The following is a 25402-nucleotide window of genomic DNA, read 5'->3' on the forward strand; positions in this document are numbered from 1 at the left end:
TTCAGTGATGTGGGCGGCATTGCCCGGGGGAGCCTGTTCCCCGTCAATTAAATTGTTAAACGTCAAGGACGCTCAATAGTTAAAGCAAAAAAAATGCCAGTCTGAGTTTTGAGTGACTTAAGGCACTTAGCCTCTTGATACAAGTGTTGTTGCACCTAAAAGGTGCGGATTGATTTCTTGGTGCACTCTCAAGGCATGCGTCAGGGCATCATCGGCGATGGCTAAGAGGGATTCGATCGCCTGAGTGGCCAGAGCAAAAAATTCCTTGGCATTCAGTGGGGGGCCATTCTCCTGAAGAATTTGGGTTTCCAGTGTCCAAAGAAACTGCTGTAAAGCGGCTTGAGCGGGCAAGAGCGATTTTTGCAGATCGGGTTGAGCCTTGAGCCTTTGTAAAGTATGGCTGGATTCTTCCCGCAGTTGCTGGCATAGGAAGCGTAAGCGAATGCGTTCAGCCGGAGTGCTGCATCCCTTGGCACTGACCGCGGTGCCGAGGGCGCGTGCTTGTCCTGCCCATTCTGCGCTGGGTAATAGACCTTTCCATACCCAGGGCAGATATTCCAATTCGGGATGTGATGCCGCCAAGTGTGAGGCTTCGGCCAGATCTTCAATCAAAAAAAGTAGGGTGCGAATCAATTGATGATGCTGCAGCAGACAGGCGCGCACATCGAGCTGCTGATTAGCCTGTAATCGTCCCCAGTGTTCTGTCAGTGTGTGCCAGCGTTCAAAGGGTGCCAGTAACACTTGCTCGGTTTGAGCGCCTTTCAGTAGAGATTGAATCTCCTGCTGAATCACCGCGCGATCGGCACTGAGGCTCTTGTCACCACTGAGAATGCCGGCACTGAGACCACGATGTTTTTGGAGCAAGGATAAAAGTTGTCGTAAACGGTGTAGTAGATGAATGCGACGCGTGTGTTGTTGACGCTCCAGACGTTGAACACGCAAATAGATGAAGACGTAAAGAGTCGAGGCAATCAAGGCCAAACATAGGTACAGCCATAGAGGTAGATCAGGCATGGTCGGAACTCCGGGTGACACGACGCGCGGCGTCGCTGAGATCGGAAAGGTGCTGCGAGATGGCACGGGATTCTTCCGCAGCTTGCATCGTATGCTGTGTATGCTGCTGGACACTGTCGGCTAACTGGGCGATATCGGCTGCCGCTTGTGTTTGTTGGGTGGTGCTGACCGCAACTTGAGACACTTGTAAGCTTAAGGCGGCGCTGCGATCACTAATATGCTGCAAGCGCTCGGAGATGGCCTGGACACTTTTTAAACTTTGGCTGGAAAGATCCGAGAGTTCAGCCATGGCCTGTGCGCTGCCCCGTATGCCGCGCTGAACCGAGTCGATCTTTTCAGCGATCTCAATCGCCGAGGCATTACTGTTTAACGCCAAGGAGCGCACCTCATCCGCGACCACCGCAAAGCCTCGGCCTGCCTCCCCCGCACGGGCGGCTTCAATCGCCGCATTTAAGGCCAGTAAATTGGTTTGATCGGCCAGGGTGCGAATAACACCCGACATCTGGGTAATAATCTGTGAGCTGGCATCCAGTTGTGCCATCTCTTGATGGCTGTCTAACGCGCGTTGATTCATCCAGTGTAAATGCTCGACCAGGGCGTTGAGGTGAGCCTGTCCTTGATGCACCGCATCATCGACTTCGATGCAAGCTCCGCGCGATGTTTCAGCTAATTCCGCGATTTCGGTAATGCTCGCGCTCATCTCTTCAATGGCTGCGGCGGCGGTAGTCGCTGCTTGCGTTTGTATCTGAGCCGATTCCAACACTCGTGTGGCCTGTTGATCCAATTCTTGGGTCGAATGTGAAATTTCCTGTAACTGCTGCTGCAATTGCAAAATTTGACGTTCGGCCTCCATCTGCTTTTGGGGAAGTGGTGGCTGCTTGGCCTGGCGTCCAGTTAAGGATTGAAAAATGCTATGCATCGAGAGCCTCCATCTTGGCCAAAAAAAACGCCTGCCACTTCACAGGCGGTTTGGCTGTAAAGGAGCAGGCGTCTTTGCCTGAGTATGAAAAATTAAGCTGTACCAGGCATCCGTTGAGTAAGGGCCTAGATTGTCTTAAGTCAAAGCAAAAAGAATACCAATTCTTTAAATAAGGCCTTTTTTCAGGCCGAATGGAATGCTCCTTGCTAGAGAAGGACTAGGAATTGTTCATTTATCTGGCACAGGAGACCTGTGATGCCCAAATCCAGTTCGGCTGAAGCCTTTTTGTTAGCCGCTAAGCGTTGCGAGCGTGTGAGTCTTGAACATCTGGCTGAGACGTGTTCGCTGGTCGAAGCGATTAGCCGGTTGGTGCATCAGTTACAACGTGAACGCGGGCTCAGCAATGTGTTTTTGGCCTCGGCTGGGACACGCTTTCAGGTACAGCGAGAACAGCAGCAACAGGTGTGCCAGACCGAAGAGCAGCGCTTACGTGCTCGTTTGCTCTGTCCCGAGCGTGTGGAGTGTCCGGTGACAGGTGGCGTGCGTTTGTATACCCGTATTGCCTGTGTCTTGCAGGCATTAGATGGTTTGCCAGATTTGCGCTGTGCCATTAGTGCCCAGCAACTCACTCCAGCGGCAGCGACTCAGGCCTTTAGCCGCTTGGTAGCGGGTTTGTTAGCGGTGGTGTTTGAGGCGGCCGATGCCGCTTCCGATCCCGAGATCACTCGCTTGCTGGTCGCGCTCTTTAATTTTATGCAGGGTAAAGAGTGGGCTGGGCAAGAGCGTGCTTGGGCCGCCAGTGGTTTTGCGGCGGGGCATTTTGAACTCACACAGCAACAAACCCTGCAACACTTAATTGAAGGGCAAGAGCGTTGCTTTGAGGTGTTTCTGCAGTTTGCACCCAGCCAGGCAAAAGCCTTGTGGCAAACACAATGGCAAAGCGAGGTGCAGGCCGAGTTTGTGCGTTTGCGCCAGGTGGTCAGCCGCGCTCAGGAGCAAGATCCTGTGCCCAGTGCATTCAGTGAGGTTTGGTACGAACTGGCGACGCAGCGTATCGATGCCCTGCGTGAAATTGAAGAGTCACTCAGTTGTGAACTTCTGCAGGTGTGTGAAGAAAAACTTCAGGCCGCTCAGGAGGATCTGCAGAATCATCATCGTGTATTGGCGCGTGTCAACGCGCTGGGGGACTATGCAGAGCCTGTATTGGATCCACTCTTGGCCCTGGCAACGCCGACCCCTAGTGCCGGGGTGAGTCGTGAGATGGAGCGTTCGATCATGGATCTTTTGCACAGCCAAGCGCAACGCTTACAAAGTATCAGTGATGAGCTGAATGAAGCCCGTGAAGCTTTACGCGAACGCAAGTTGATTGAGAAGGCAAAAGGCTTGTTGATGCAGCATCAACATCTGAGTGAAGAAGCAGCTTATCGCCAGTTACGTAAAGCAGCGATGGAGCAAAATCGGCGTTTGGCCGATGTAGCACAGTCAGTGGTGTCTTTGCTGGATCTATTAAAAGTTTAATTGGCCAAATAAACGTTACGTTTAGCAAAAAGTTTTAGAGCCTATTCAGACGGTTTTTTTGATTTAAAGGAAAGGGTTGCGCTTTTTTTGTTCGCTTTAGGATCATTGTGCACTGCAAAAGTGCAAATTTGATTCATATTGCGCAGGGCTTTGCCCCGATTTGATCCTTGGCCAAGGCTTTTCCATAGAAATGATTGGGTTTTTAAAACTTGGCACAGTTTCTGCTCTAACTAAATCAAAGGCCATGATCGTGCTCGCTAGCCGATCTAGGCAGTGCCAGGTGGCTCGGTCTAATCGAGTCGTGTAGCACAGAATCACAACGGACAACGGCGTCCATCTCATCCCTGTCGGATTAACAGGTTGCATGAGATGACGCCGTTTTTTTTTGAGCAATTTATGAGGTGAAGCCCATGAAAAACAAACTCTCTCAACCGTCTTTGTCGCGTCGCCGTTTTCTACAGGGCAGTGCGGCCTTCGGGGGGGCGCTGTGCACAAGCTTGGCGCCCTCTGCCATCTGGGCTGCGGGTTCCGATGCCCCTGAGAAAAAAGAGATTCGAGTGGGATTTATTCCACTGACGGATTGCTCTTCTGTCGTGATGGCGGCGGTTAAGAAATTTGATGAGAAATACGGCATCAAAATCATCCCAAGTAAAGAAGCTAGCTGGGCGGCAGTCCGTGACAAGCTGGTGTCAGGGGAGTTGGATGCTGCCCATGTACTCTATGGCCTGGTCTATGGCCTGCAGATGGGGGTGGGTGGCCCAAAAACCGACATGGCCTGCTTAATGACTTTGAACCAGAACGGTCAGGCAATCAGCCTTTCCACACAGATGAAAGAGTTGGGGGCAACCGATGGTGAATCCTTGAAGAAGGTCGTGGATGCCAGCGCCAAGGGCACCTATACCTTCGCACAAACCTTCCCAACCGGCACCCATGCGATGGAGTTGTATTACTGGTTGGCGGCGCACGATATTCATCCATTTGAAGATGTACGTTCGATTGTGGTGCCGCCTCCACAAATGGTGGCCAATGCACGAGTTGGGAATATGCATGGTTTCTGTGTCGGTGAGCCTTGGGGGCAGCGTGCGATTGCCGATAAGGTTGGTTTCACAGCCGCCACTACACAAGAGATCTGGCAGGATCATCCAGAAAAAATTCTGGGTACAACCGATGCTTGGGTCGCACGTCATCCGAATTCTGCTCGGGCGTTGATTTCTGCAGTTCTTGAAGCGTCGCGCTGGATCGATGCGAGTGACGATAATCGCCGTGAAACGGCTCGTGTGGTGGCGGCGCGTTCCTACATCAACACCAGTGTAGATGTCATTGAAGGGCGCATGTTGGGTGAGTATGAAAATGGCTTAGGTAAGCGTTGGAAAGATGCACACAGCATGAAGTTCTTTGATGATGGTGCAGTCAACTTCCCCTATCTCTCCGATGGTATGTGGTTCCTGACTCAGCACAAACGCTGGGGTCTGATCGATACCGATCCTGATTATTTAGGCATCGCAGCCAAAATCAACCGCACCGATCTCTACACGCAAGCGGCTTCAGCACTGAATATCAAAGCCCCTGAACAGTTGATGCGTCGCTCCGTGCTGATGGATGGTGTGGTGTGGGATGGCAGTGATCCAGCAGCCTACGCAGCAGGTTTTGCGGTGAAAGTCTAAGGAGTGAAGTGATGAGTAGTTTATCCATGAAAAAAACCTCTGTGCCTGAGTCACCGCCACCGGCAAAAGCTCAGGCTAAACCGCAAAACTCAATGCTACACCGTCTGCGCACAGGACAGGTACGTCCTTGGCCAGACTCCATGAATGCTTGGATCGCGCCGGTGTTGCGTCATACCTTGCCGCCCGTGTTGGGCTTGTTGATTTTGATTGGGATCTGGCATCTGGCCACGTTTAATGGTGGCTCCATTCCCACTCCCGGCCAAACCTGGGAGGCCGCCGTTATCTTATTTTCAGAACCCTTCTATATCGACGGGCCGAATGATCAAGGTATCGGCTGGAATGTTCTGGCCTCCCTAGAGCGTGTCGCTTTAGGCTTTGGTATCGCCGCGTTGGTTGGCATTCCGGCGGGCTTTATGCTCGGACGCTTTGCGCTCCTGTCGCAGATGTTGAATCCCATCATCAGTTTGTTGCGTCCAGTCAGTCCTTTGGCCTGGTTGCCGATCGGATTGTTGGTGTTTCAACGTGCTGATCCGGCAGCGGTCTGGACTATTTTTATCTGCTCCATCTGGCCGATGATTATGAACACCGCACAGGGCGTAACACGTGTTCCCCAGGATTACCTGAACGTGGCGCGTGTCCTGCAACTCTCGGAATGGAAAATTTTCACCAAGATTCTGTTCCCTGCTGTGTTGCCTTACATGCTGACAGGTATTCGCCTTTCGATCGGTACGGCTTGGTTGGTCATTGTCGCGGCGGAGATGCTCACCGGCGGCGTGGGAATCGGTTTCTGGGTGTGGGATGAGTGGAACAACCTCAAGGTCGAACACATCATTATCGCGATCTTTGTCATCGGCATTGTGGGTCTGTTGCTAGAACAGTGTCTGATGTTGCTGGCGCGTCGTTTCTCTTATGAGCAGCGCAGCTGAGTCGGAATAAGGAGTTTGCCATGAAAAAGTTGATTCAAATCGAAAATGCCGGACAAACCTTTCAAACGCAGAAAGGCCCTTTTGTCGCACTGCGCGATGTCAATCTGAACCTGGCACCGGGTGAGTCGATCAGTCTGATCGGCCACTCGGGTTGTGGGAAATCGACCTTGCTGAACTTGATCGCCGGGCTGACGCTGCCGACTCAAGGGGTGTTGCTCTGCAATGACCGTGAGATTGCGGGCCCGGGTCCAGAACGCGCCGTAGTGTTCCAGAACCACTCTTTGCTGCCCTGGTTGACCTGTTTTGACAACATCTATCTGGCGGTGGAAAAGGTCTTTGGTCGACGTGAGAAAAAGCCACAGCTGCGTGAGCGCACCCTGGCGGCATTGGATCTGGTCGGTCTGTCGCATGCTGAAACTAAATATCCGCATGAGATTTCCGGCGGCATGAAGCAGCGAGTTGGTATCGCCCGTGCGTTGTCGATGGAACCCCAAATTCTGTTGATGGATGAACCCTTCGGTGCCCTGGATGCGCTCACGCGAGCCAACCTGCAGGATGAGTTGATGCGCATTCTGGCCGCGACCGGTGCCACCATGGTGATGGTGACGCACGATGTGGATGAGGCGGTGCTGCTGTCGGATCGCATCGTGATGATGACCAATGGCCCGGCGGCGACCATCGGTGAAATTCTTGAAGTGCCACTGGCACGGCCACGTGATCGCATCGCGCTTGCAGATGATCCGCAATACAACCATTGCCGTCAGGCGGTGCTGAGTTTCCTCTACGAGAAACAGCGTAAGGTTGAGGACCTCAGTCAGCGCCGTCAGCGTCAGGCTGTGCAGGGCTAACACCATGATGTATGACCTGATCATCCTCGGCAATGGCATGGCTGCGCATCGTCTGGTGCAGGAGTTAGTGGCGCAGCCGCAACGTCCGCAACGTATCTTGATGCTGGGTGAAGAACCCTGCCTACCCTATAACCGCGTTCTGCTCTCTTCGATGTTAGCGAATGAGGTGGAGGATGCTGCGGCAGAATTGGCCAGTGCACAGTGGTATCAGGAGCAGGGGATTGAGCTGCTGACGGCGGTAAAAGTTTCCCAGTTGCAGCCGCAGCAGAAATGCGTGAGCGCTGAGGATGGGCGGCAGTGGTTCTACCGTCGCTTAGTCTTGGCGACGGGCTCCTCGCCTGTTTTGCCGGGTTGTGTCGGCGAAAACCTTAAAGGCGTGTTGTGTTTTCGCACTCAGGCAGACCTCCATTCCTTGCGCCAAGCGGCACAGGAAGGGCAGGCCGCGGTGGTGATCGGTGGCGGGTTTCTCGGGCTGGAGGCTGCAGAAGGGCTGCGGCATCTGGGTATGGAGGTCACCCTGTTGCAGCGTGGTGATCGCTTGTTGAATCGACAGCTGGACAAGTCGGCGGCTCAACTCCTGCAAAGTAATCTGAGCGCGCGTGGCTTGAATATCCTGACTCATAGCTCGGTGGCTGAAATCTGTGCGGATGCACAAGGTCAGGTACGTGGGGTGCAGTTAAAAAGCGGTGACTTCTTGCCGGCCCAAACGGTGGTGTGTGCCCTCGGCATTCAGCCTCGCATCGATCTGGCTAAGGCAGCAGGGCTGCAAGTGGCGCGTGGCATTCAGGTGAACACCCGGATGCAGAGTTCCGATACGGACATCTTTGCTTTGGGAGAGTGCTGCCAATTGGGTGAGCAGACCTATGGACTGGTGGCCCCGATCTGGGAACAGGCCAAGGTACTGGCGGCAATACTGGCCGGGCAAGCGGTGCATTATCAGGAACCCTTACAGGCCACGCAGTTGAAAATATCCGGTATCGCGCTCTTTTCCTGTGGCGAAATCAGTGCCGAACCGAGTCCAGAGGATGTGGTATTGCTGGATGCACAAGCCGGGGTGTATGCCCGCTTATTACGTCAAGAAGGGCGTTTACAGGGTGCCATACTCTATGGTGATACCCAATCCAGCCCAGATCTAGTGCGGCTCATCCGTGCCCAAGAGGTGATCAAAGATCCACTGGCCCTCTTATCCGGACAGACTGAAATCAGCGAATTGAGACCAGAAGAGGCCGCAGCCTGACGCTGCGCCTGGGAGTAACAGCATTATGAAAAAGCGCATATTTGTGGTGGGTAACGGCATGGTGGGACACCACTTTGTTGAGCAGTGGCAGGCACAGGCACCTGTGGGTAGCTATGAGCTGCATATACTGGCAGAAGAGCCCGTGGCCGCCTACGATCGTGTTCATCTCTCCAGCTATTTTGAGCATTGGGACGCCGAACAGCTCCGTTTAGGTGAGGCAGAGTTATACCAACACGCCGATATACATCTGCATTTAGGGGAGGGTGTTGAGGCCTTGGATACGGAGCATCGGACTCTGCACACCGCCAAGGGGTGTTATGAGTATGATGTGTTGGTATTGGCCACAGGGTCTTACCCCTTTGTGCCACCCATTCCAGGTCGTGAGCAGGCGCATTGCCATGTCTATCGGACTCTGCAGGATCTGGATGCTATTGCCGCAAGTGCCCAAGGGGCGACCTCGGGTGTTGTGATCGGTGGTGGACTTTTGGGTTTGGAGGCAGCCAATGCCCTGAAACAGTTGGGTTTGCAGGCCAGTGTTGTGGAGTTCGCCCCGCGACTCATGCCTGTCCAATTGGATAATGAAGCCGGTCAAGTCTTGAAAGATAAGATTGAAGCCCTAGGTGTTCAGGTGTGGCTGGAAAAATCTACGACCTTGATTGAATCCGGCCAGGAAAAGCGTTTGCGCTTGAACTTTGCCGATGGATCGCATCTGGAGACCGACCTCTTAGTCTTTTCTGCCGGTATCCGGCCACAGGATGCGCTGGCGCGTCAGGCCGGTTTGGCGCTGGCTGAACGCGGGGGAATCTGCATCAATTCAAACTGCCAAACCTCGGTGGCGGATGTCTATGCCATAGGCGAGTGTGCGAGTTGGCAAGGACAGATGTTCGGTCTGGTCGCCCCCGGTTACCAGATGGCAAAAACCGCCGTGGCCGCCATATTAGGTGAAGAGTCCGCTGCGTTCACCGGTGCGGATATGTCGACCAAACTCAAGCTCTTAGGTGTTGATGTCGGCTCCATTGGCGATGCGCATGGACACACGGCGGGGGCACGCAATTACCGTTATCTGGATGAGCAAAATGGCGTGTATCGGCGTTTAGTCGTCTCGCAGGATGGTAAGACGCTGCTCGGTGCCATTCTGGTCGGAGACAATAGTTACTATGACACGCTGTTGCAATATGCACTGAACGGTCTGTCGCTTCCCGCTCAGCCTGAAAGCTTGATTCTTCCGGGTACCGCTGCGGCACCGGCATTAGGAGCGGATGCCTTACCGGCGAGCGCCGTGCTTTGCTCCTGTCACAATGTGACCAAGGGAGCGGTGTGTGCGGCCATGGACGAAGGCGCTTTGAGTTTTGAGGCGGTGAAAAGTAGCACACGAGCTAGCAGCGGTTGTGGCGGTTGTGCCAGCTTATTGAAGTCGGTTGTGGAGCATGAGCTGGAGCAGCGTGGCGTCAGCGTGAATCGCAATCTTTGCGCTCATTTCAACTACACCCGCCAGGAGCTTTTCCATCTGGTGCGGGTGGAAGGTGTGCGTACCTTTGCCGAGCTGTTGGAAAAGCACGGTCAGGGTGGAGGGTGCGAGATTTGTAAACCCGCGGTCGCTTCAATCCTAGCCAGTTGCTGGAATGAACATGTGCAGGAGCCGTCGCATCTGCCCTTGCAGGATACTAACGACACGTTCATGGCGAATATGCAGAAAAATGGCACCTACTCCGTGGTCCCGCGTATTCCCGGTGGTGAAATCACGCCCAAAATGTTGATTAAGATCGGTGAGGTGGGGGAGAAGTATCAGCTCTACACCAAGATTACCGGAGGGCAGCGTATCGATCTGTTTGGCGCCACCCTGGATCAACTACCGCTCATCTGGGAGGAGTTGATCGATGCGGGATTTGAAACCGGACATGCGTATGGAAAATCCCTGCGCACGGTGAAATCCTGCATAGGCGAAACCTGGTGTCGCTACGGTGTGCAGGACAGCATGGGCATGGCGATTCAACTGGAGAATCGTTACAAGGGTTTGCGCTCGCCGCATAAAATCAAAATGGCCGTTTCGGGATGCACGCGTGAATGTGCCGAAGCTCAGAGCAAGGATATCGGGGTGATTGCCACCGACAAGGGCTGGAATCTGTATGTCTGTGGTAATGGAGGAATGCGTCCACGACATGCCGATCTGTTTGCCACCGATCTGGATGATGCCACCCTAGTACGTTATATCGACCGTGTATTGATGTTCTACGTCTACACCGCAGATCGTTTGCAGCGTACCTCGGTGTGGCTGGAATCCTTGGAGGGCGGGCTGGAGTATCTGCGCCAGGTCGTGATTGAAGACAGTCTGGGCCTGGGTGCAGAACTGGAAGCGCGCATGCAAGCGGTGGTGGACAGCTACCAGTGCGAATGGAAAACCGCGGTTCAAGATCCGACTAAGCGTCGACGTTTCCGCAGTTACATCAATGCAGAAGATCCTAGACGTGCGCGTTTGGAGTGGGTCGAAGAGCGCGGACAAATGATTCCGGCACGTGACATTACAGAGGAAAGAGTATGAATGCGATGCATCCAGCAGGACAAGTCTGGCAAGAGGTTTGTCACCTTGAAGATCTCGTGCCCGGTTCCGGTGTGGCGTTGCTCTTAGAGGAAGAAGGGGTTGCACTCTATTATCTTCCAGAGCACTCACCGAGTGTGTATGCCTTAGCCCATCAAGACCCCTTCTCGGGGGCAGAGGTCCTGGCTTATGGTTTGCTGTGTGAGCGCGACGGACGTTGGTCTGTCGCTGCACCCTTATACAAACAGCATTTTGACTTAGAAACAGGAGTTTGTTGGGAGGATGAAAGTGTCTCTGTGCGTACCTGGCCGGTACGCATTCAGGGAGAGCGTGTCTGGTTAGCGATCTAATCAGCCTTTAGATACGTCGAACCTTAAATTGGCGTCCTTTGATTTTGCCGGATCGGAGATGCTCAAGTGCTGTGGCGGCCAAAGGGCGTGCCACAGCCACATAAGCATGATGGTCGCCGACTTGGATCTTGCCAATCATAGAGCCATCGATCTCAGTATTGCGTGTTAAGGCACCGAGTAGATCGCCAGGCCTTAGTTTTTCTTTGCGTCCACCGGCAATGCACAGAGTGACCATCGTGGCAGGGGGCGGCTGGCGAGAGGGGTCGGGTTCCGGTGTCGGTTCTAATCGAGTTAACGTCTGTGTTTGTAAGGCTTCAATACGTGCTAAACGCTGACCATCTCGGGGCGTACAGAGCGTGATAGCGCGACCTGAGCGTCCAGCACGGCCGGTACGGCCAATTCGGTGTGTATACACGGCAGGATCTTGTGGGACATCGGCATTGATCACCAACTCCACACTCTCAATATCTAAACCCCGTGCAGCAACATCGGTGGCGAGCAGATAGCGACAGCTGCCATTACTAAAGCGCACCAAAACCTGATCACGATCTCTTTGTTCTAAATCACCATGTAACGCTAAAGCACTGAGACTGTAAGGGCGTAATGCTTGTGCTAGGTCGATACACATCTGCTTGGTGTTACAGAAAATCACGGCCGCTTCGGGTTGGTAAGTTTGTAAGAGCGCTGCGAGTGTATCGGCTTTATGCTCAGCACTGCACTCACAATAAAGCTGCTCAATACTGGCTTCATCATGCTGACTTTCGACCTCAATGCGTAGCGGATCAAACTGATAAGCGGCACTGATGGCTTCAATTTGCTCGGGGTAGGTGGCTGAGAAAAGCAGAGTTTGACGCTTTTCAGGGGTTTGCCCGATGATGCTACGAATATCGGCTTCAAAGCCCATGTCGAGCATTCGATCGGCTTCATCCAGCACTAAGGTGTTGAGTTGATTTAACTCTACCGTACCTTTGCGTAGGTGGTCACATAGTCGCCCCGGAGTGGCGACTAAGATATGAGCACCGTGCTCTAGTGAGCCAATTTGTGGCCCGATTGGCTGCCCCCCACAGAGGGTTAGAATTTTAATATTATCGAGGTAGCGCGCTAAGCGTCTTAATTCGCTAGCGACCTGGGTGGCTAATTCACGTGTCGGACACAAAATCAGACTTTGTACGGCAAAGAGTTTGGGATTCAAGCGTGTTAACAGCCCGATGCCAAAGGCAGCCGTTTTACCACTACCCGTTTTAGCTTGTGCAATCAGATCACGGCCCGACAGCAGAGCAGGTAGGCTTTGAGCCTGGATCTCCGTCATCTGGGTGTAACCCATTTGTGTCAGGTTTTCGAGGGCGCGAGGGGGTAAGGGCAGTTGGCTAAAAGGGGCTGAGCTCACAGGTATTCCGTTCATCGATTGAAAAATTCAGTTTAACACGGTTGTTCTTGAAAGCAGGGGAAATGAACAATTAAAGACGATGGAAAAGAGAGTTGCAGGCTTGCCCGCTGGCATCTGAGGACATCTAGATCTGCTTGAGTGGTGATTGGCAGGCACTTAACTTGGCGGATCTATTTGTCCATTTAGACTGTTATTAATACGAAACCAGCCCGCAATACTATAACGATCGCGTTGTGTCGGTCGCACTTCATGTGGAAAACGATCGCTCAGAAAAATCAGTAAGCGCCCCGCTTCAGGTCGTATCTCTGCCAGGGCGGTACTCTGTTCCTCGGTGTAGAGCAACAACTCACCGCCGTCTGCCTCTTGCCAATCTTGATTCAGATAATAAACGCTGGTCAGTACCCGATTACTCCGTCCTTGAAAGGCATCCAGGTGGCGTGCATAAAACGCCCCCGGTGGGTAGTGGGCAAAATGGCTTTCGTAATCAAACAATCCCATGAATAGACGTTGATTCAGGCCTTGCTGTAACGCCTGCATCCAAGCCAGATAAGTCGCTTGCACAGGATCATCGGTACTTAACCAGTGGATCTTGTCGCGTCGAATACGACGATTCAGCTGGTGTTGTTGTTGGCGGCCAATACCTGCGGGCTGCAAGGCTTCTTCCTCTTCCAATTGCTGTAAATTGTTGAGTAAAGCCGCAGTCAGTGTCTGTGGAAGCGCGTGATCCTGACAGAAATAGCCTTGATTGACGAGCGCATCCGCGACGTCATCACAAAGTTGTGCGCAAAGAAGAAGATCAGGTTGAGATAACACAGAGGGCCACTCAAAGGGTTGGGATGCGTTTTATATACCCAAACCCGAGCGCTGTCATCTGAAATATTTCGCTAGAAAATTTGATCTAATTGCGCAGCGTTTGAGCAGAGCAAAAGATCCACGTCTTGTCTTAGGTACGAATCAGGTCCAGCGGAAATTGACGTCCGGCGAGATAGTCCTCGATGAGTTGCATGACTAAATCACTGCGTAAACGGCCTTGCTGGTGCAGTGTGCGAATCTCCTCAAGTGTCAGCCAGTGGCGGCCTAGAATCCCCTGATCGAGATCATCGCTGATTTTTTCAATTGCTTTGGCTACAAAGCCAAAACGATAGTAGGTTTTCTCTGGGCCGAGATCGAGCAGATAGATTCCCAAAAGATACAAGGGTTCGACAGACCAACCCGTTTCTTCTAAGGCTTCACGTATGCAGGCCGCCGCGGGTGTTTCACGGGCTTCAATATGTCCTGCCGGTTGATTAAACACAGGAGCCTTGGGATCGCCTTCTTCCACCAGCAAAAAACGCCCTTCCTGTTCAATCAGCGCTGCGACGGTGACATGGGGTAGGAAACGCATAGAAAAACCTCCAATAGACGATGAAAAGCAAAACGCCGCTTCATAGAAGCGGCGTTAAGGCACAGCAGGTTGGACCTAACTTAAGCGCCAAACTTGGCTTTAGCTTCGATACGACGACGGTGCAGAACCGGTTCAGTGTAACCATTCGGTTGTGCACGACCTTCAAATACCAGCTCACAAGCAGCTTGGAAGGCAACGCTGTCAGCAAAGTTAGGAGCCATAGGGCGATAGAGTGGATCGGCCGCATTCTGACGATCTACGACAGACGCCATACGCTCCATAGTTTCTTTAACCTGGGCTTCCGAACAGATGCCATGGTGTAGCCAGTTGGCAATATGTTGGCTGGAGATACGCAGAGTTGCACGGTCTTCCATCAGCCCTACATCGTTGATGTCAGGTACTTTAGAGCAGCCGACACCCTGATCCACCCAGCGCACAACATAACCCAGGATACCCTGAGCGTTGTTATCGAGTTCCTGCTGGATCTCTTCGGCACTCCAATTGGGATTCTGTGCAACGGGGATGGTCAAAATATCATCCAGGCTGGCGCGTGGACGTGATTTGAGTTCATCCTGGCGTGCGAAGACATCTACCTTGTGGTAATGCAAAGCGTGCAGGGTAGCCGCAGTCGGTGAGGGTACCCAAGCTGTGTTGGCGCCGGCCATTGGATGGGCGATCTTCTGCTCCAACATACCAGCCATTAGATCGGGCATTGCCCACATACCCTTACCAATTTGCGCACGGCGCTGTAATCCGCACATCAGGCCTGTGTCGACGTTCCAGTCTTCATAAGCTTTGATCCAGGCGGTGGTTTTCATATCGCCTTTACGCAGCATCGGGCCTGCTTCCATAGAGGTGTGCATTTCATCACCGGTACGGTCAAGGAAGCCGGTGTTGATAAACACCACACGCTCTTTTGCCGCACGGATACACTCCTTCAAGTTCACCGTGGTACGACGCTCTTCATCCATAATCCCCATTTTCAGGGTAAAGGCTGCCAAGCCCAGAGCCTGCTCAACACGGCCAAAGAGTTCGTTGGCAAACGCCACTTCTACGGGACCATGCATCTTCGGTTTTACGATGTACATTGAACCGGTCGTGGAGTTGCGGAAGGGGCTGTTGCCTTTAAGATCGTGAATCGAGATCAGCGTGGTGACCATCGCATCCATGATTCCTTCAGGAATCTCATTGCCTTCCTTATCGAGAATCGCGCTGATGGTCATCAGATGGCCAACATTACGCACGAACATCAGGCTGCGGCCTTTCAGTGTGACGGAGCTGCCGTTCGGTGCCGTGTAGCGACGATCCGCATTCATGCTGCGGGTAAAGCTTTTACCCCCTTTGCTGATCTCTTCGGTCAGGGTGCCTTTCATCAAGCCTAACCAGTTGCGATAGACCAATACCTTGTCATCGCCATCAACGGCGGCGACTGAGTCTTCACAATCCATGATGGTGGTCAGGGCAGATTCCATCAGAATATCTTTCAGACCGGCGGCGTCACTTTTGCCGATCAGACTGTCGCGGTCGATCTGGATTTCAAAATGTAGGCCATGATGTTGCAGAACAATCGCATCTGGATTGCTGGCTTCACCGTTGTAACCGATGAGCTGAGCGGGATTGGCCAGAGGGGTTTCACTGCCATCACGCAGGACAACACTGAGTTGGCCGTTCTGGATGCTGTAACCTGCAGAGTCCTTATGTGAACCCTGTGCCAGAGGTGCGGCATCATCCAGGAACTGACGCGCAAAAGCGATGACCTTAGCGCCGCGTGCAGGATTGTAACCTTCGCCTTTTTCAGCGCCCTGGGTATCGGGAATCGCATCGGTTCCATAAAGGGCATCATAGAGGCTGCCCCAGCGTGCATTCGCAGCATTTAATGCATAACGCGCATTCATCACAGGAACCACCAGCTGGGGACCGGCCATCAGGGCCATTTCAGGATCTACGTTGCTGGTGGTCGCGCTGAAATCTTCTCCTTCGGGTAGCAGGTAGCCAATTTCAGCTAAGAAAGCTTTGTAAGCTGTCGCATCAAATGCCTGACCTTTGTGTGCCAGGTGCCAAGCGTCGATCTGCGCCTGCATTTGATCACGAATACTCAGGAGTTCACGGTTACGAGGTGCCAGATCATGGACAATAGCATCAAACTCACGCCAGAAAGTGTCCTGTTCGACACCTGTGCCTGGAAGAGCTTCGTTGTTGATAAAGTTAAAAAGATCTTCTGCGACCTGCAGGCCGCCGATCTGTACCCGTTGGCTCATGGTATATGCCTCAAAATTTTTGGTATTCCGTCCCGAGCCGGCACGAGGCAGCATGCTTCGGGTAGGGTTAAAAGTCGTTTGTGCAACGCGACAATAGCGTAAAAATGCGGCTTTGTGTCAGGATGCCGCCTAAAGTATGAGAAATTCTCGACTCAGATCTGAGTCCAAAAGTCGGCTGGGTGAGCCTAAGGAAGAGAGCGGAAATGGGTGGTTTCCGCTGTCTCAATCGGATTGAGCCGCGTGTCGCTCAATCCGAGCCATGCGAATGATCAGAACAGACGGCGGCAGCGAATGGTGCCATCGATTGCACTGAGTTTGTCGAGCGCAATGGCGGAGTAGTCCGCGTCGACATCGATCACCACATAACCGACCTTATCATTGGTTTGCAGATACTGACCGGTAATGTTGATGTTGTTCTCGGAGAAAACATTGTTGATTTTCGAGAGAACGCCCGGCACGTTGTTGTGGACGTGCAATAAACGGTGGCAGTTGGGATGTTCGGGCAACGCCACTTCTGGGAAGTTGACCGAAGTGATCGAAGAGCCGTTGTCACTGTAGCGGATCAGCTTCTCAGAGACTTCATAGCCAATGTTTTCCTGAGCTTCCATAGTGGAACCCCCGACATGTGGGGTCAGGATGACATTGTCAAACTCGCGCAGCGGGCTGATGAACTCATCGTCATTGGTGCGCGGCTCAACTGGGAAGACATCAATCGCGGCCCCTAGCAGGTGGCCGGATTTTAGTGCATCACACAGCGCATCAATATCCACCACAGTGCCGCGCGCGGCATTCAAGAAGATGCTGCCCTTTTTCATTTGCGCAAACTGTGCTGCACCCATCATGTTTTTGGTCGACGGCAGTTCAGGGACGTGCAGGGTGACAACATCACTGATTGCCAGCAATTCGGCCAAAGTTCCCACTGGCTTAGCATTGCCCAGAGGCAGTTTGGTGACGACATCATAGAAGTACACATCCATGCCGAGCCCTTCTGCCAGAATGCTCAGCTGAGTACCGATGCTACCATAACCGACGATGCCCAGTTTTTTACCACGAATTTCGTAGGAGTTCTTCGCCGTTTTCTGCCAAACACCACGATGGGCTTTAGCGTTCTTCTCGGCCACACCGCGCATCAGAATGATGGATTCTGCCAGTACCAATTCAGCCACTGAACGGGTGTTGGAGTAAGGGGCATTAAAGACCGCAATACCGGCCTGGGTCGCAGCCGTCAGATCCACTTGGTTGGTGCCGATGCAGAAGCAACCGACTGAAACCAGCTTTTCGGCGGCAGCAAACACGTCAGCCGTCAGCTGAGTGCGTGAGCGGATACCAATGAAATGCACATCCTTGACGCGCTCAATCAGATCGGCTTCGGGTAGAGAGCCGCTGTGGGTTTCAATGTTGGTGTAACCGTGGGCAATAAAGGTGTCAATTGCAGACTGGTGAATACCCTCCAGCAGCAAAATTTTGATTTTACTTTTATCCAGTGAAGTCGGTTTACTCATCTTCGGCAGCTCATCAATTCAGTGAACAGGGATCGCTAGGGATCAAGTTAGAAACGCAGTTTACCACAGGGAAGTGCTGGAACGCCGAACCAAGCGGATGGTATTTCTTCAAGAAAAGATGAATCACAATCCGCTTGTCGCGTTACTGGAGCTTAGTGAATCAGCTGTAGAAGCACAGGTAAGCGGTGGGAACGGCTACCTGCAGATCAAAAGACTGGTTGGCTTCTACGGTGAACTCAGTTCCGGCAGGAAAACTCTGCCAAGTATCGCTGCCAGGTAGTTTGACAACCAATTCACCACAGGTCACTTTCATCAGTTCTTTCTGGCTGGTGCCAAAGGTGTATTCGCCGGGTGCCATAACACCGGAGGTCACTGGACCGGACGCATCACTGAAACCGATAGACATCACTTTGCCATCAAAATACTGATTGACGCTGAGCATGAGGAAACTCCCATGAAAGATGGATAGATAAAGGGGGCTAATCATAAAGCAGGCGAGGGCAGGCTGTCATGCCTGCTGTGCCGCCATGAATTCAATAAAAGTCTGATTGGCGCGTGAAAGGTAGCCTCCACGGCGCCAAGCGAGACACAGATCCAGCCAAATGGGCTCAGCAAAAGGGCGGGCCACCAGAGAGGGTTCATCTTGAATCACCATCTCTAATAGAGTGCTGATGCCAAACCCTTGTTTAACGATCTGTTTAATTAAAGGAATGAGATTGGTTTCAAACCCGATATGTGGATTTAAACCTGAGCGTTGTACCAGCTTGTCGATCACTTCGCGGTGGAAGTAGCCGGTTTTGAAGAGTACCAACTCTTCAGCAAAAAAGTCTTCAGAACGAATGTGGGTATGCGCCGCTAAAGGGTGGTCAGCCGCCATTACGACCATCATCTGTTCGCGCAGGAAATGACAGACTTCCAGATCGGATGAGGGATCATCTTCCACAATGACACCAATATCGATCTCACCGGCAATTAACATCTGCTGCAAGCGTCGTGTACCGGATTCAATCACTACCAGTTTGAGATCAGGATAACGGTGACGGAAAGCCATTAAAATGGGTGGGAAATAATAAGACCCGAGCATCCCTGGAATACCGATTCGCACTTCACCCCGTTGCAAACCGCTGAGTTCGAGCATCGCTAGCTCGGTTTCATCGGCGGCGATCAGCACACGCCGGGCATGCAGCATCAGTTCTCGCCCCTCATCGGTGAGACTGATTTGGCGCTCGTGGCGGTGAAAGAGATGAACCCCTAACTGCTTTTCCAGCTTCTGAATCGCCATCGACACAGCAGGCTGGGCCAGATGCAGTTTTTCCGCGGCGGCGGTAAAACTACCCATATCCGCAACGGTGACAAAATAGCGCAGATGCTTCAGATTCATATAAGAAACCCTGATTATTAGAATAATAAGTATATATTTTTATTATTCTAAAGCCAGTGTTAGCCTGCCTCTCTTTATCTTTGAGTGAGACATGATGATCGCTCTTTCCAGCCCTGCGTATTGGCGTGCCACCTTGGCATTGTGCCTGGCCTCTTTTTTAGTCTTTGCCAATCTGCATGCCGTACAGCCTTTGCTGCCGATGCTGGCACAGCATTTTCAAGTTTCAGAGTTGGCGGCTAACTGGCTGTATACGCTGGCTACTTTAGTGCTTGGTTTGGCTTTGCTTGTGTTGGGGCCGCTGTCCGATATCCTGGGGCGGCGCGGACTCTTGTTACTGACTCTGTTTGGCGTCGCCTTTTCGACGCTGATGATGGCTTGGGTCGAGGGCTATCAAGCCTTATTGATTTGGCGAGCCGTGCAGGGATTGTTCCTGGCGGGTGTGCCCGCGGTCGCGATTGCTTATATGAGCGATGAGTTCAGCCCTCAAGCGATGGTTGCGGCGGTCGGTTTATATATCGCCGCGAACTCCTTGGGTGGCATAGTCGGGCGTCTACTCAGCGCTTATGTTGCAGAGATGTGGGGCTGGCCGATGAGTTTTGCCGCTCTTGGAGGGATGACCTGGATCGTGGCATTTTTTGTCCTTTGGGCTTTGCCTTCCTCACGGGGATTTGTGCCTGTGCCTTGGCATCTGAAAACACTCCTTCAGCATCTCTACGAGCACCTTAAGTCACCCACTTTATTGCTGGCATTTTTGATCGGTGGGATTAACTTTGCCATCTTTTTGAATCAATACACCTACATCACGTTTGTATTGCATGAGCCGCCTTACAGCCTGCCTACCGCGTGGCTAGGTGCCTTGTTTTTGACCTATCTGAGTGGCACTCTGGCATCGGTTTTGTCGGGGCGTTTGTTGCAACGTTTTAGGCCAGAGCAGTGTATGCGGATGGCGATCACCCTATTAATTTTAGGGAGCTTGTTAAGTTTGCACGGCACCTTGCCGCTGTTGACTGTGGCGTTTTTAATCAACAGTTACGGCTTTTTTTGGTGCCATTCGGTCCTCAGTGGTTGGGTGGGGCGTCATGCCCAACAAGCGAAAGCCAGTGCGTCTGCACTTTATCTGGTGTTCTATTATCTGGGTGCGAGTTTAGGAGGCTTATATCTGTTCCCCTTTTGGCAGCAGTGGCAGTGGTCTGGAGTTGTGCTGGGTTCCTGTCTAGCCTTTACGCTGACAGCAGGTATGGCCTATGTGCTGGCGCGTAGATCATGTAGCTAAATTCCAGTCCTTTGGGCAGGATAGATCATAGATTCGGCAACAAAAAGGAGAGTGCAATTGTTTCAACATCGTAATGCGTTAGGGCAGCCTTTAGCCTTGCCGGTTGGTAAGGTGGTGTGTGTGGGGCGTAATTATGCGGAACACGCGCGGGAATTAAATAATCCTGTACCGAGTGAGCCCCTTCTATTTATGAAGCCGGCTTCGGCACTGGTTGCCTTGGATACGCCGATACAATTGCCGCAGGGGCAGGGGGCTGTGCACTATGAGACTGAGCTGGCGCTATTGATAGGTCAGCCACTGGTCAGAGCTGAGCCTGAATCCTGTGTAGCGGCTATTCATAGTTTAGGTTTGGCCTTAGATCTAACGCTACGGGAAGTCCAAGATAAGCTTAAAGCGCAGGGACATCCTTGGGAAAAGGCAAAGGGTTTTGATGGTGCTTGCCCCATCAGTCATTGGGTGGCCTATCAGGGTGAGGAGCTGCATGGATTGCAATTATCACTGCATATTAACGGCGAATTGCGGCAGCAGGGTTGCAGTGCACAGATGTTAACCGCCATCCCCGCGTTGTTGAGTTACATCAGCCATTGGTTCAGCCTCCAGCCTGGAGATGTCATCTTGACGGGTACACCTGCCGGAGTGGGAGTCCTAGAGCCGGGCGATCGTTTGACTTTAGAACTTGAAGGTTTGCTTGTGGCCGAAGCTCAGGTGGCTGAATCCACTCTTTAGCTTTGTTTGCCCTAGAAAAAATCCTTTAAAATTCGGGGTTATTAGTGCTTAACCCCGGATTTAAAAGCTGTTAAGGTGGCAGAAAAAAAGCATGGACCTGCCTAGGTGCGTAAACTCACCACCGATCTTCTTCGCCAGCGTATTCTGCGCTTTGCTGCCTTCAGTATTCTGCTGACAGGTCTACTTGTTGCTTCCGCAACCGTCTTCTCTTTATATCGCGAAGTGCGTGGACATTCCGAGCAGCAGGCCGCTGCACGAGTGCTCAGTCAGATGCAGACACTCGATCAGCTGTTTAGCCGCTTTGATGAAGTGGCACGCCAGATCTCCAGCCGTACCCAGATCCGAGAAGCGCTCAGTGCTTTTAATCAGGGCGAAATGACATTAGAGGCGCTGCAAACCTTTACCCTACCGCGTCTGATGGAACCTCTAAGAGCCAGTGAGGATGCCCTAGGTTTGCTGCGTATGGATCAGTTAGGCCAGGAGGTGGTGCGTACGGGCGAAGTGCCTCCCGAAGCCGCACAGCGTGCCTTGCTGGCGGTGGATGATGCCGCCACGCTGGTGCGGGGTTTCTGGGAAGCAGAGACTGGTCCGAGTTATCTGGTGGCGTCGGATATTCGTGATCCTGAAGGGCGGTTGGTCGGACGTGATCTGATCCTGTTTGGCATGCAAAGCTTGCTGCAGTGGTTAGAGGCTCAGAGTGAATCCGGTGAATCTTTGCATCTGATCTATCTGCCGAGTATGCAAAGGATCTCAGCTCAAGACTTGCCGCCGCTCTTGGCGCTGCGCCTCAGTGAAGAGTTGCCCAACTGGCGTGGGCAGACTCAAGGTTTGTATAAAGAAACCGATCTGGATCGGGTGGTGTTTTACCATACTCTGCAAGAGCACCCGGATTGGATGTTGCTCAGTCAGCACTCTCACAGCCAGCTTTATGCTTCAACCATGAAAATTCTGGCCTGGCCGCTCATGGTGACGTTATTACTCTTGGCGGCGGGGGTGTTGGTCACGGCCTTGGTGATGCGACCCTTGTTGGCACGTTTAAGTGATGCTTATCTGCGTCAGCGTGAAGCGGAGCAACAGATACACCAGCTGATTAATTTTGATCGCTTAACCGGCTTACCCAACTGGTTGCAGTTGTATGAGCGCTTACATCAAAAGATTGAGCAAGCCCAGCCTCAGGAGAAGATGGCCTTGCTTTTTCTGAATTTGGATCGTTTTAAAGCCATTAACGAAAGCCTCGGACATCAGTCCGGCGACCAACTTTTACGCTTGGTTGCGGCCCGTTTGCGGGCTTTTGTTGGGCAAGACGAGGCGTTGGCGCGCTCAGGGGGCGATGAGTTTTTGTTCCTCTATCCCTACCGAGGCAGTGATGCCCAGGTCGAAGCGGTTGCACAGAGGTTGTTGGCCGCTTTTCAGATGCCCTTTGAGCTGGAGGGGCGTGAAGTCCATATGGCGACTACGCTGGGGATTAGTCTGTTCCCACGCGATGCACGCAGCCCAGAAGATCTTTTGAAACATGCCGATACGGCCCTGATTCGTGCTAAAGAGCAGGGACGCAAGGGTTTCCAGTTTTACCAGGCCGATATGAGTCAAAGTAGCCGTGAGCGCTTTGAGCTTGAAGCGGATTTGCGGATCGCCCTGGAGCAGCAATCGCTACAGATTTATTACCAGCCCCAAGTTTGTTTGGCGAGCAATCAAATTGTCGGCGTTGAGGCCTTAATACGCTGGCCACATCCGGAAAAAGGGATGATTCCACCGGATCGTTTTATTGGCTTGGCGGAAGAGAATGGCCTGATTCATCCTCTCGGTGCTTGGGTGCTCAGGCGTGCATGTGAAGATGCGGCGCGTTGGTATCAGCAAGGCTATGCCTTACGTGTGTCGGTGAACGTATCGGCGCGGCAGCTTAACCGCAGTGCTTTTGTCAGCCAGGTGGCGGAAGTCTTGCAGAAAACGGGACTGCCCGCTAAGTATTTGGAGTTGGAACTCACGGAAACCTATTTGTTTGAGAACTTCACCCGCAGTGCGCGTGTCCTCCGGCGCTTGCAGCAGTTGGGGGTGAGTTTGGCCTTGGATGATTTTGGTACCGGCTACTCCTCACTCAATTATCTGCGTCGTTTGCGTTTACCACGCTTGAAGATTGATCGGAGTTTTATCAGTGGCTTACCGGAGAATCGAGAAGATCTGGTACTCGTGAGCACCATCCTGGCGATGGCGCAGAGCCTGGGTATGAAAGTGGTAGCCGAGGGGGTTGAGACGGATGCTCAGCGTCAATGTTTGGCCGATTTGCAATGCCATGAATATCAAGGGTATTTTTACGCACGGCCGGAAACCTGTGCCGAACTGGAAGCGCGTTTAATGCGGCTGTCTGAGCGCGCCTAAAGACCTAAACCCTTCACCCGAATAGGTTGATTTAGTACCAAAGGTGTAAAGGTTGTGTGCCAATGCATAATACGTGGATTGGCTGATGCCTGACTAATATGAACTCTGAAACGAACGCGACTCACTTTAGAGTCAGTCTATAACAACAAGAGGCTCATATTATGATCTATGTACAGCCAGGCCAAGAAGGATCGGTCACATCTGTCAAACCCCGCTACGAGAACTATATTGGTGGTCAGTGGGTCGCACCGGTCAAAGGTCAGTACTTCAAAAACATCTCCCCTGTGAATGGCGAAGCCTTCTGTGAAATTCCACGCTCCAGTGCTGAAGATATCGAACTGGCATTGGATGCGGCGCATGCTGCAAAAGACGCTTGGGCACGTACTTCTGTTACCCAGCGCGCAAACATCCTGCTGAAGATTGCCGATCGTCTCGAACAGAATCTGGAGATGATGGCGGTTGCTGAGACTTGGGACAACGGTAAAGCCGTGCGTGAAACGCTGAATGCTGACGTACCTCTGGCCGTGGATCACTTCCGTTATTTCGCGGGCTGTGTCCGTGCACAGGAAGGTAGCATCGGTGAGATCGACGAAAAGACTGTGGCTTACCACTTCCATGAGCCGCTGGGTGTCGTCGGCCAGATTATCCCTTGGAACTTCCCACTGCTGATGGCGGCTTGGAAATTGGCACCTGCCCTGGCAGCCGGTAACTGCGTTATTCTGAAGCCTGCTGAGCAGACACCTTGGTCTATTCTGAAGTTTGCTGAATTGGTTGGGGATCTTCTGCCTGCCGGTGTGATGAACATCGTCAACGGTTACGGTGCGGAAGCAGGCCAGGCGCTGGCAACCAGCACGCGTATTGCAAAAATCGCTTTCACCGGCTCGACTCCAGTCGGTTCACACATCATGAAGTGTGCCGCAGAAAACATCATTCCTTCTACGGTTGAATTGGGTGGTAAGTCACCGAACATCTTCTTTAAAGATGTGCTGCAGCAGGAAGATGAGTTTGTCAGCAAGTGTGTTGAAGGTGTGGTTCTGGCCTTCTTCAACCAGGGTGAAGTGTGTACTTGCCCATCACGTTTGCTGGTTCAGGAAGATATTTACGATGAATTCATCGCTAAGGTGATTGATCGTATCAAGCTGATCAAGCGTGGCAACCCGCTGGATAGCGAAGTCATGGTCGGTGCTCAAGCATCCCAGGAACAGTTCGATAAGATTCTGAGCTACTTTGATATCGGTCGTGCCGAAGGTGCGCAGATTCTGACCGGTGGTGATAAAGAGCAGTTGGATTCCTCTTTGAATACGGGTTACTACATTCAGCCAACCCTGATCAAAGGCCACAACAAAATGCGTGTCTTCCAGGAAGAGATCTTTGGTCCAGTGGTTTCTGTGACCACCTTCAAAGACGAAGCGGAAGCGCTGGAAATCGCCAACGATACTGAATTTGGTTTGGGTGCCGGTGTGTGGACGCGTGACATGAACCTGGCGTATCGCATGGGTCGTGGCATTCAGGCTGGTCGTGTGTGGACCAACTGTTACCACCACTACCCAGCACATGCTGCATTCGGTGGTTACAAGAAGTCTGGTGTGGGTCGTGAAACGCACAAAATGATGCTGGATCACTATCAGCAGACCAAGAACCTGCTGGTCAGCTACGACATCAACCCACTCGGCTTTTTCTAAGCTCTGTCGGTTAGCTTCATCATTTGGTTACCTGGCACAAGGATGTGCCTGCTCCCCCATGCCACTACCCTGGTGGCATCCTTGCTTAGCTCTGCCAAGCATCCTATTACCTCCTACGGGAGGTTTTTTTATGTCTGATCTGCGCGATGTCTGATGGCAGTGAGACAGACGAGGCCACGGATAGCGCTACAAAGAGCGCCACAAAATGAGCAGGAAATTAGTTCCAAAGTACCATGTAGGTGCTTGGCAACTGATCCTACTATCAAAGGGGTGTCAATACTGTCACCTATAACAATAAGAGGAGTCTATTATGTGGACTAAACCTGCTTATACCGATCTGCGTATCGGTTTTGAAGTTACTATGTACTTCGCAAATCGCTAAGCCCATAGCAGGATGCCGGCCTTAGGTCGGCATCCTGAG

The 25402-nt window shown here is 52.4% G+C and carries 21 protein-coding genes; 12 read left to right on the forward strand and 9 right to left on the reverse strand.

Annotated elements, in window-relative coordinates; translation table 11 throughout:
* Positions 1-126: 126 nt before the first annotated feature.
* Positions 127-1014 carry a nitrate- and nitrite sensing domain-containing protein gene (locus E1H14_RS01190; protein ID WP_149389620.1) on the reverse strand — a complete coding sequence of 296 codons (888 nt, stop codon included), beginning with the start codon at positions 1012-1014 and terminating at the stop codon, positions 127-129.
* On the reverse strand, positions 1007-1933 hold the full coding sequence (locus E1H14_RS01195; protein ID WP_149389621.1) for a methyl-accepting chemotaxis protein: 927 nt from the start codon (positions 1931-1933) through the stop codon (positions 1007-1009). Before E1H14_RS01195 ends, E1H14_RS01190 begins: the two co-directional genes overlap by 8 nt.
* A gap of 255 nt (positions 1934-2188) precedes the next feature.
* Here E1H14_RS01195 and E1H14_RS01200 point away from each other — a divergent pair, with 255 nt between their 5' ends.
* From E1H14_RS01200 to nirD, 7 genes are all read left to right on the forward strand, one after another.
* Positions 2189-3451, forward strand: coding sequence for a nitrate- and nitrite sensing domain-containing protein (locus E1H14_RS01200; RefSeq protein WP_149389622.1), 1263 nt, complete (start codon positions 2189-2191; stop codon positions 3449-3451).
* 410 nt (positions 3452-3861) lie between these two features.
* Complete coding sequence (locus E1H14_RS01205) at positions 3862-5115, forward strand: CmpA/NrtA family ABC transporter substrate-binding protein (protein ID WP_149389623.1); 1254 nt, start codon at positions 3862-3864, stop codon at positions 5113-5115.
* Between the two features lie 11 nt (positions 5116-5126).
* Positions 5127-6041, forward strand: coding sequence for a nitrate ABC transporter permease (ntrB, locus tag E1H14_RS01210; RefSeq protein WP_235017353.1), 915 nt, complete (start codon positions 5127-5129; stop codon positions 6039-6041).
* A 20-nt stretch (positions 6042-6061) separates the two neighbouring features.
* On the forward strand, positions 6062-6889 hold the full coding sequence (locus tag E1H14_RS01215; protein WP_149389624.1) for an ABC transporter ATP-binding protein: 828 nt from the start codon (positions 6062-6064) through the stop codon (positions 6887-6889).
* 4 nt (positions 6890-6893) lie between these two features.
* Positions 6894-8126: an NAD(P)/FAD-dependent oxidoreductase gene (locus E1H14_RS01220; protein ID WP_149389625.1), complete on the forward strand. Its 1233-nt coding sequence runs from the start codon at positions 6894-6896 to the stop codon at positions 8124-8126.
* Positions 8127-8151: 25 nt separating this feature from the next.
* Positions 8152-10665 (forward strand): nitrite reductase large subunit NirB, encoded by a 2514-nt coding sequence (gene nirB, locus E1H14_RS01225; protein ID WP_149389626.1) that lies wholly within the window; start codon positions 8152-8154, stop codon positions 10663-10665.
* Complete coding sequence (nirD, locus tag E1H14_RS01230; RefSeq protein WP_200834000.1) at positions 10662-11012, forward strand: nitrite reductase small subunit NirD; 351 nt, start codon at positions 10662-10664, stop codon at positions 11010-11012. Before nirB ends, nirD begins: the two co-directional genes overlap by 4 nt.
* 7 nt (positions 11013-11019) lie before the next feature.
* On the opposite strand, the gene dbpA is transcribed toward nirD, so the two are convergent.
* From dbpA to E1H14_RS01265, 7 genes are all read right to left on the reverse strand, one after another.
* Positions 11020-12399, reverse strand: a complete 1380-nt coding sequence (dbpA, locus tag E1H14_RS01235; protein WP_149389627.1) for an ATP-dependent RNA helicase DbpA — start codon at positions 12397-12399, stop codon at positions 11020-11022.
* A gap of 156 nt (positions 12400-12555) precedes the next feature.
* Positions 12556-13212, reverse strand: coding sequence for a 2OG-Fe(II) oxygenase (locus E1H14_RS01240; RefSeq protein ID WP_149389628.1), 657 nt, complete (start codon positions 13210-13212; stop codon positions 12556-12558).
* A gap of 130 nt (positions 13213-13342) precedes the next feature.
* Positions 13343-13783 carry an NUDIX hydrolase gene (locus E1H14_RS01245; RefSeq protein ID WP_149389629.1) on the reverse strand — a complete coding sequence of 147 codons (441 nt, stop codon included), beginning with the start codon at positions 13781-13783 and terminating at the stop codon, positions 13343-13345.
* A gap of 80 nt (positions 13784-13863) precedes the next feature.
* The gene (locus E1H14_RS01250; protein ID WP_149389630.1) at positions 13864-16041 is read right to left on the reverse strand and encodes a malate synthase G; all 2178 of its coding nucleotides are present in this window, start codon (positions 16039-16041) and stop codon (positions 13864-13866) included.
* 269 nt (positions 16042-16310) lie between these two features.
* Positions 16311-17543, reverse strand: coding sequence for a phosphoglycerate dehydrogenase (gene serA, locus E1H14_RS01255; RefSeq protein WP_149389631.1), 1233 nt, complete (start codon positions 17541-17543; stop codon positions 16311-16313).
* Positions 17544-17703: 160 nt separating this feature from the next.
* A complete protein-coding gene (ppnP, locus tag E1H14_RS01260) occupies positions 17704-17985 on the reverse strand; it encodes a pyrimidine/purine nucleoside phosphorylase (RefSeq protein ID WP_149389632.1) in 282 nt (93 codons plus the stop codon).
* Positions 17986-18051: 66 nt separating this feature from the next.
* Positions 18052-18924 carry a LysR family transcriptional regulator gene (locus E1H14_RS01265; protein WP_149389633.1) on the reverse strand — a complete coding sequence of 291 codons (873 nt, stop codon included), beginning with the start codon at positions 18922-18924 and terminating at the stop codon, positions 18052-18054.
* 91 nt (positions 18925-19015) lie between these two features.
* On the opposite strand from E1H14_RS01265, the gene E1H14_RS01270 reads away from it, so the two are divergent.
* The 5 genes from E1H14_RS01270 to pqqA all read left to right on the forward strand — a co-directional run bounded on the left by E1H14_RS01270 (position 19016) and on the right by pqqA (position 25363).
* Positions 19016-20197 (forward strand): MFS transporter, encoded by a 1182-nt coding sequence (locus tag E1H14_RS01270; protein WP_235017354.1) that lies wholly within the window; start codon positions 19016-19018, stop codon positions 20195-20197.
* A gap of 57 nt (positions 20198-20254) precedes the next feature.
* On the forward strand, positions 20255-20923 hold the full coding sequence (locus E1H14_RS01275; RefSeq protein ID WP_149389634.1) for a fumarylacetoacetate hydrolase family protein: 669 nt from the start codon (positions 20255-20257) through the stop codon (positions 20921-20923).
* A 105-nt stretch (positions 20924-21028) separates the two neighbouring features.
* The gene (locus tag E1H14_RS01280) at positions 21029-23299 is read left to right on the forward strand and encodes a putative bifunctional diguanylate cyclase/phosphodiesterase (RefSeq protein ID WP_149389635.1); all 2271 of its coding nucleotides are present in this window, start codon (positions 21029-21031) and stop codon (positions 23297-23299) included.
* A gap of 161 nt (positions 23300-23460) precedes the next feature.
* The gene (gene exaC, locus E1H14_RS01285) at positions 23461-24981 is read left to right on the forward strand and encodes an acetaldehyde dehydrogenase ExaC (protein WP_149389636.1); all 1521 of its coding nucleotides are present in this window, start codon (positions 23461-23463) and stop codon (positions 24979-24981) included.
* A 310-nt stretch (positions 24982-25291) separates the two neighbouring features.
* Positions 25292-25363: a pyrroloquinoline quinone precursor peptide PqqA gene (gene pqqA, locus E1H14_RS01290; RefSeq protein ID WP_003243383.1), complete on the forward strand. Its 72-nt coding sequence runs from the start codon at positions 25292-25294 to the stop codon at positions 25361-25363.
* Positions 25364-25402 lie beyond the last annotated feature (39 nt).

It is taken from the genome of Nitrincola tapanii (assembly GCF_008368715.1).
GTDB classification, from domain to species: Bacteria; Pseudomonadota; Gammaproteobacteria; order Pseudomonadales; family Balneatricaceae; genus Nitrincola; species Nitrincola tapanii.

What these genes read in the sequence shown, in the direction of transcription:
- E1H14_RS01190 (WP_149389620.1), bottom strand. Translation starts at nt 1,014, where the DNA reads ATGCCTGATCTACCTCTATGGCTGTACCTATGTTTGGCCTTGATTGCC.
- E1H14_RS01195 (WP_149389621.1), bottom strand. Translation starts at nt 1,933, where the DNA reads ATGCATAGCATTTTTCAATCCTTAACTGGACGCCAGGCCAAGCAGCCA.
- E1H14_RS01200 (WP_149389622.1), top strand. Translation starts at nt 2,189, where the DNA reads ATGCCCAAATCCAGTTCGGCTGAAGCCTTTTTGTTAGCCGCTAAGCGT.
- E1H14_RS01205 (WP_149389623.1), top strand. Translation starts at nt 3,862, where the DNA reads ATGAAAAACAAACTCTCTCAACCGTCTTTGTCGCGTCGCCGTTTTCTA.
- ntrB (WP_235017353.1), top strand. Translation starts at nt 5,127, where the DNA reads ATGAGTAGTTTATCCATGAAAAAAACCTCTGTGCCTGAGTCACCGCCA.
- E1H14_RS01215 (WP_149389624.1), top strand. Translation starts at nt 6,062, where the DNA reads ATGAAAAAGTTGATTCAAATCGAAAATGCCGGACAAACCTTTCAAACG.
- E1H14_RS01220 (WP_149389625.1), top strand. Translation starts at nt 6,894, where the DNA reads ATGATGTATGACCTGATCATCCTCGGCAATGGCATGGCTGCGCATCGT.
- nirB (WP_149389626.1), top strand. Translation starts at nt 8,152, where the DNA reads ATGAAAAAGCGCATATTTGTGGTGGGTAACGGCATGGTGGGACACCAC.
- nirD (WP_200834000.1), top strand. Translation starts at nt 10,662, where the DNA reads ATGAATGCGATGCATCCAGCAGGACAAGTCTGGCAAGAGGTTTGTCAC.
- E1H14_RS01245 (WP_149389629.1), bottom strand. Translation starts at nt 13,783, where the DNA reads ATGCGTTTCCTACCCCATGTCACCGTCGCAGCGCTGATTGAACAGGAA.
- E1H14_RS01250 (WP_149389630.1), bottom strand. Translation starts at nt 16,041, where the DNA reads ATGAGCCAACGGGTACAGATCGGCGGCCTGCAGGTCGCAGAAGATCTT.
- serA (WP_149389631.1), bottom strand. Translation starts at nt 17,543, where the DNA reads ATGAGTAAACCGACTTCACTGGATAAAAGTAAAATCAAAATTTTGCTG.
- ppnP (WP_149389632.1), bottom strand. Translation starts at nt 17,985, where the DNA reads ATGCTCAGCGTCAATCAGTATTTTGATGGCAAAGTGATGTCTATCGGT.
- E1H14_RS01265 (WP_149389633.1), bottom strand. Translation starts at nt 18,924, where the DNA reads ATGAATCTGAAGCATCTGCGCTATTTTGTCACCGTTGCGGATATGGGT.
- E1H14_RS01270 (WP_235017354.1), top strand. Translation starts at nt 19,016, where the DNA reads ATGATGATCGCTCTTTCCAGCCCTGCGTATTGGCGTGCCACCTTGGCA.
- exaC (WP_149389636.1), top strand. Translation starts at nt 23,461, where the DNA reads ATGATCTATGTACAGCCAGGCCAAGAAGGATCGGTCACATCTGTCAAA.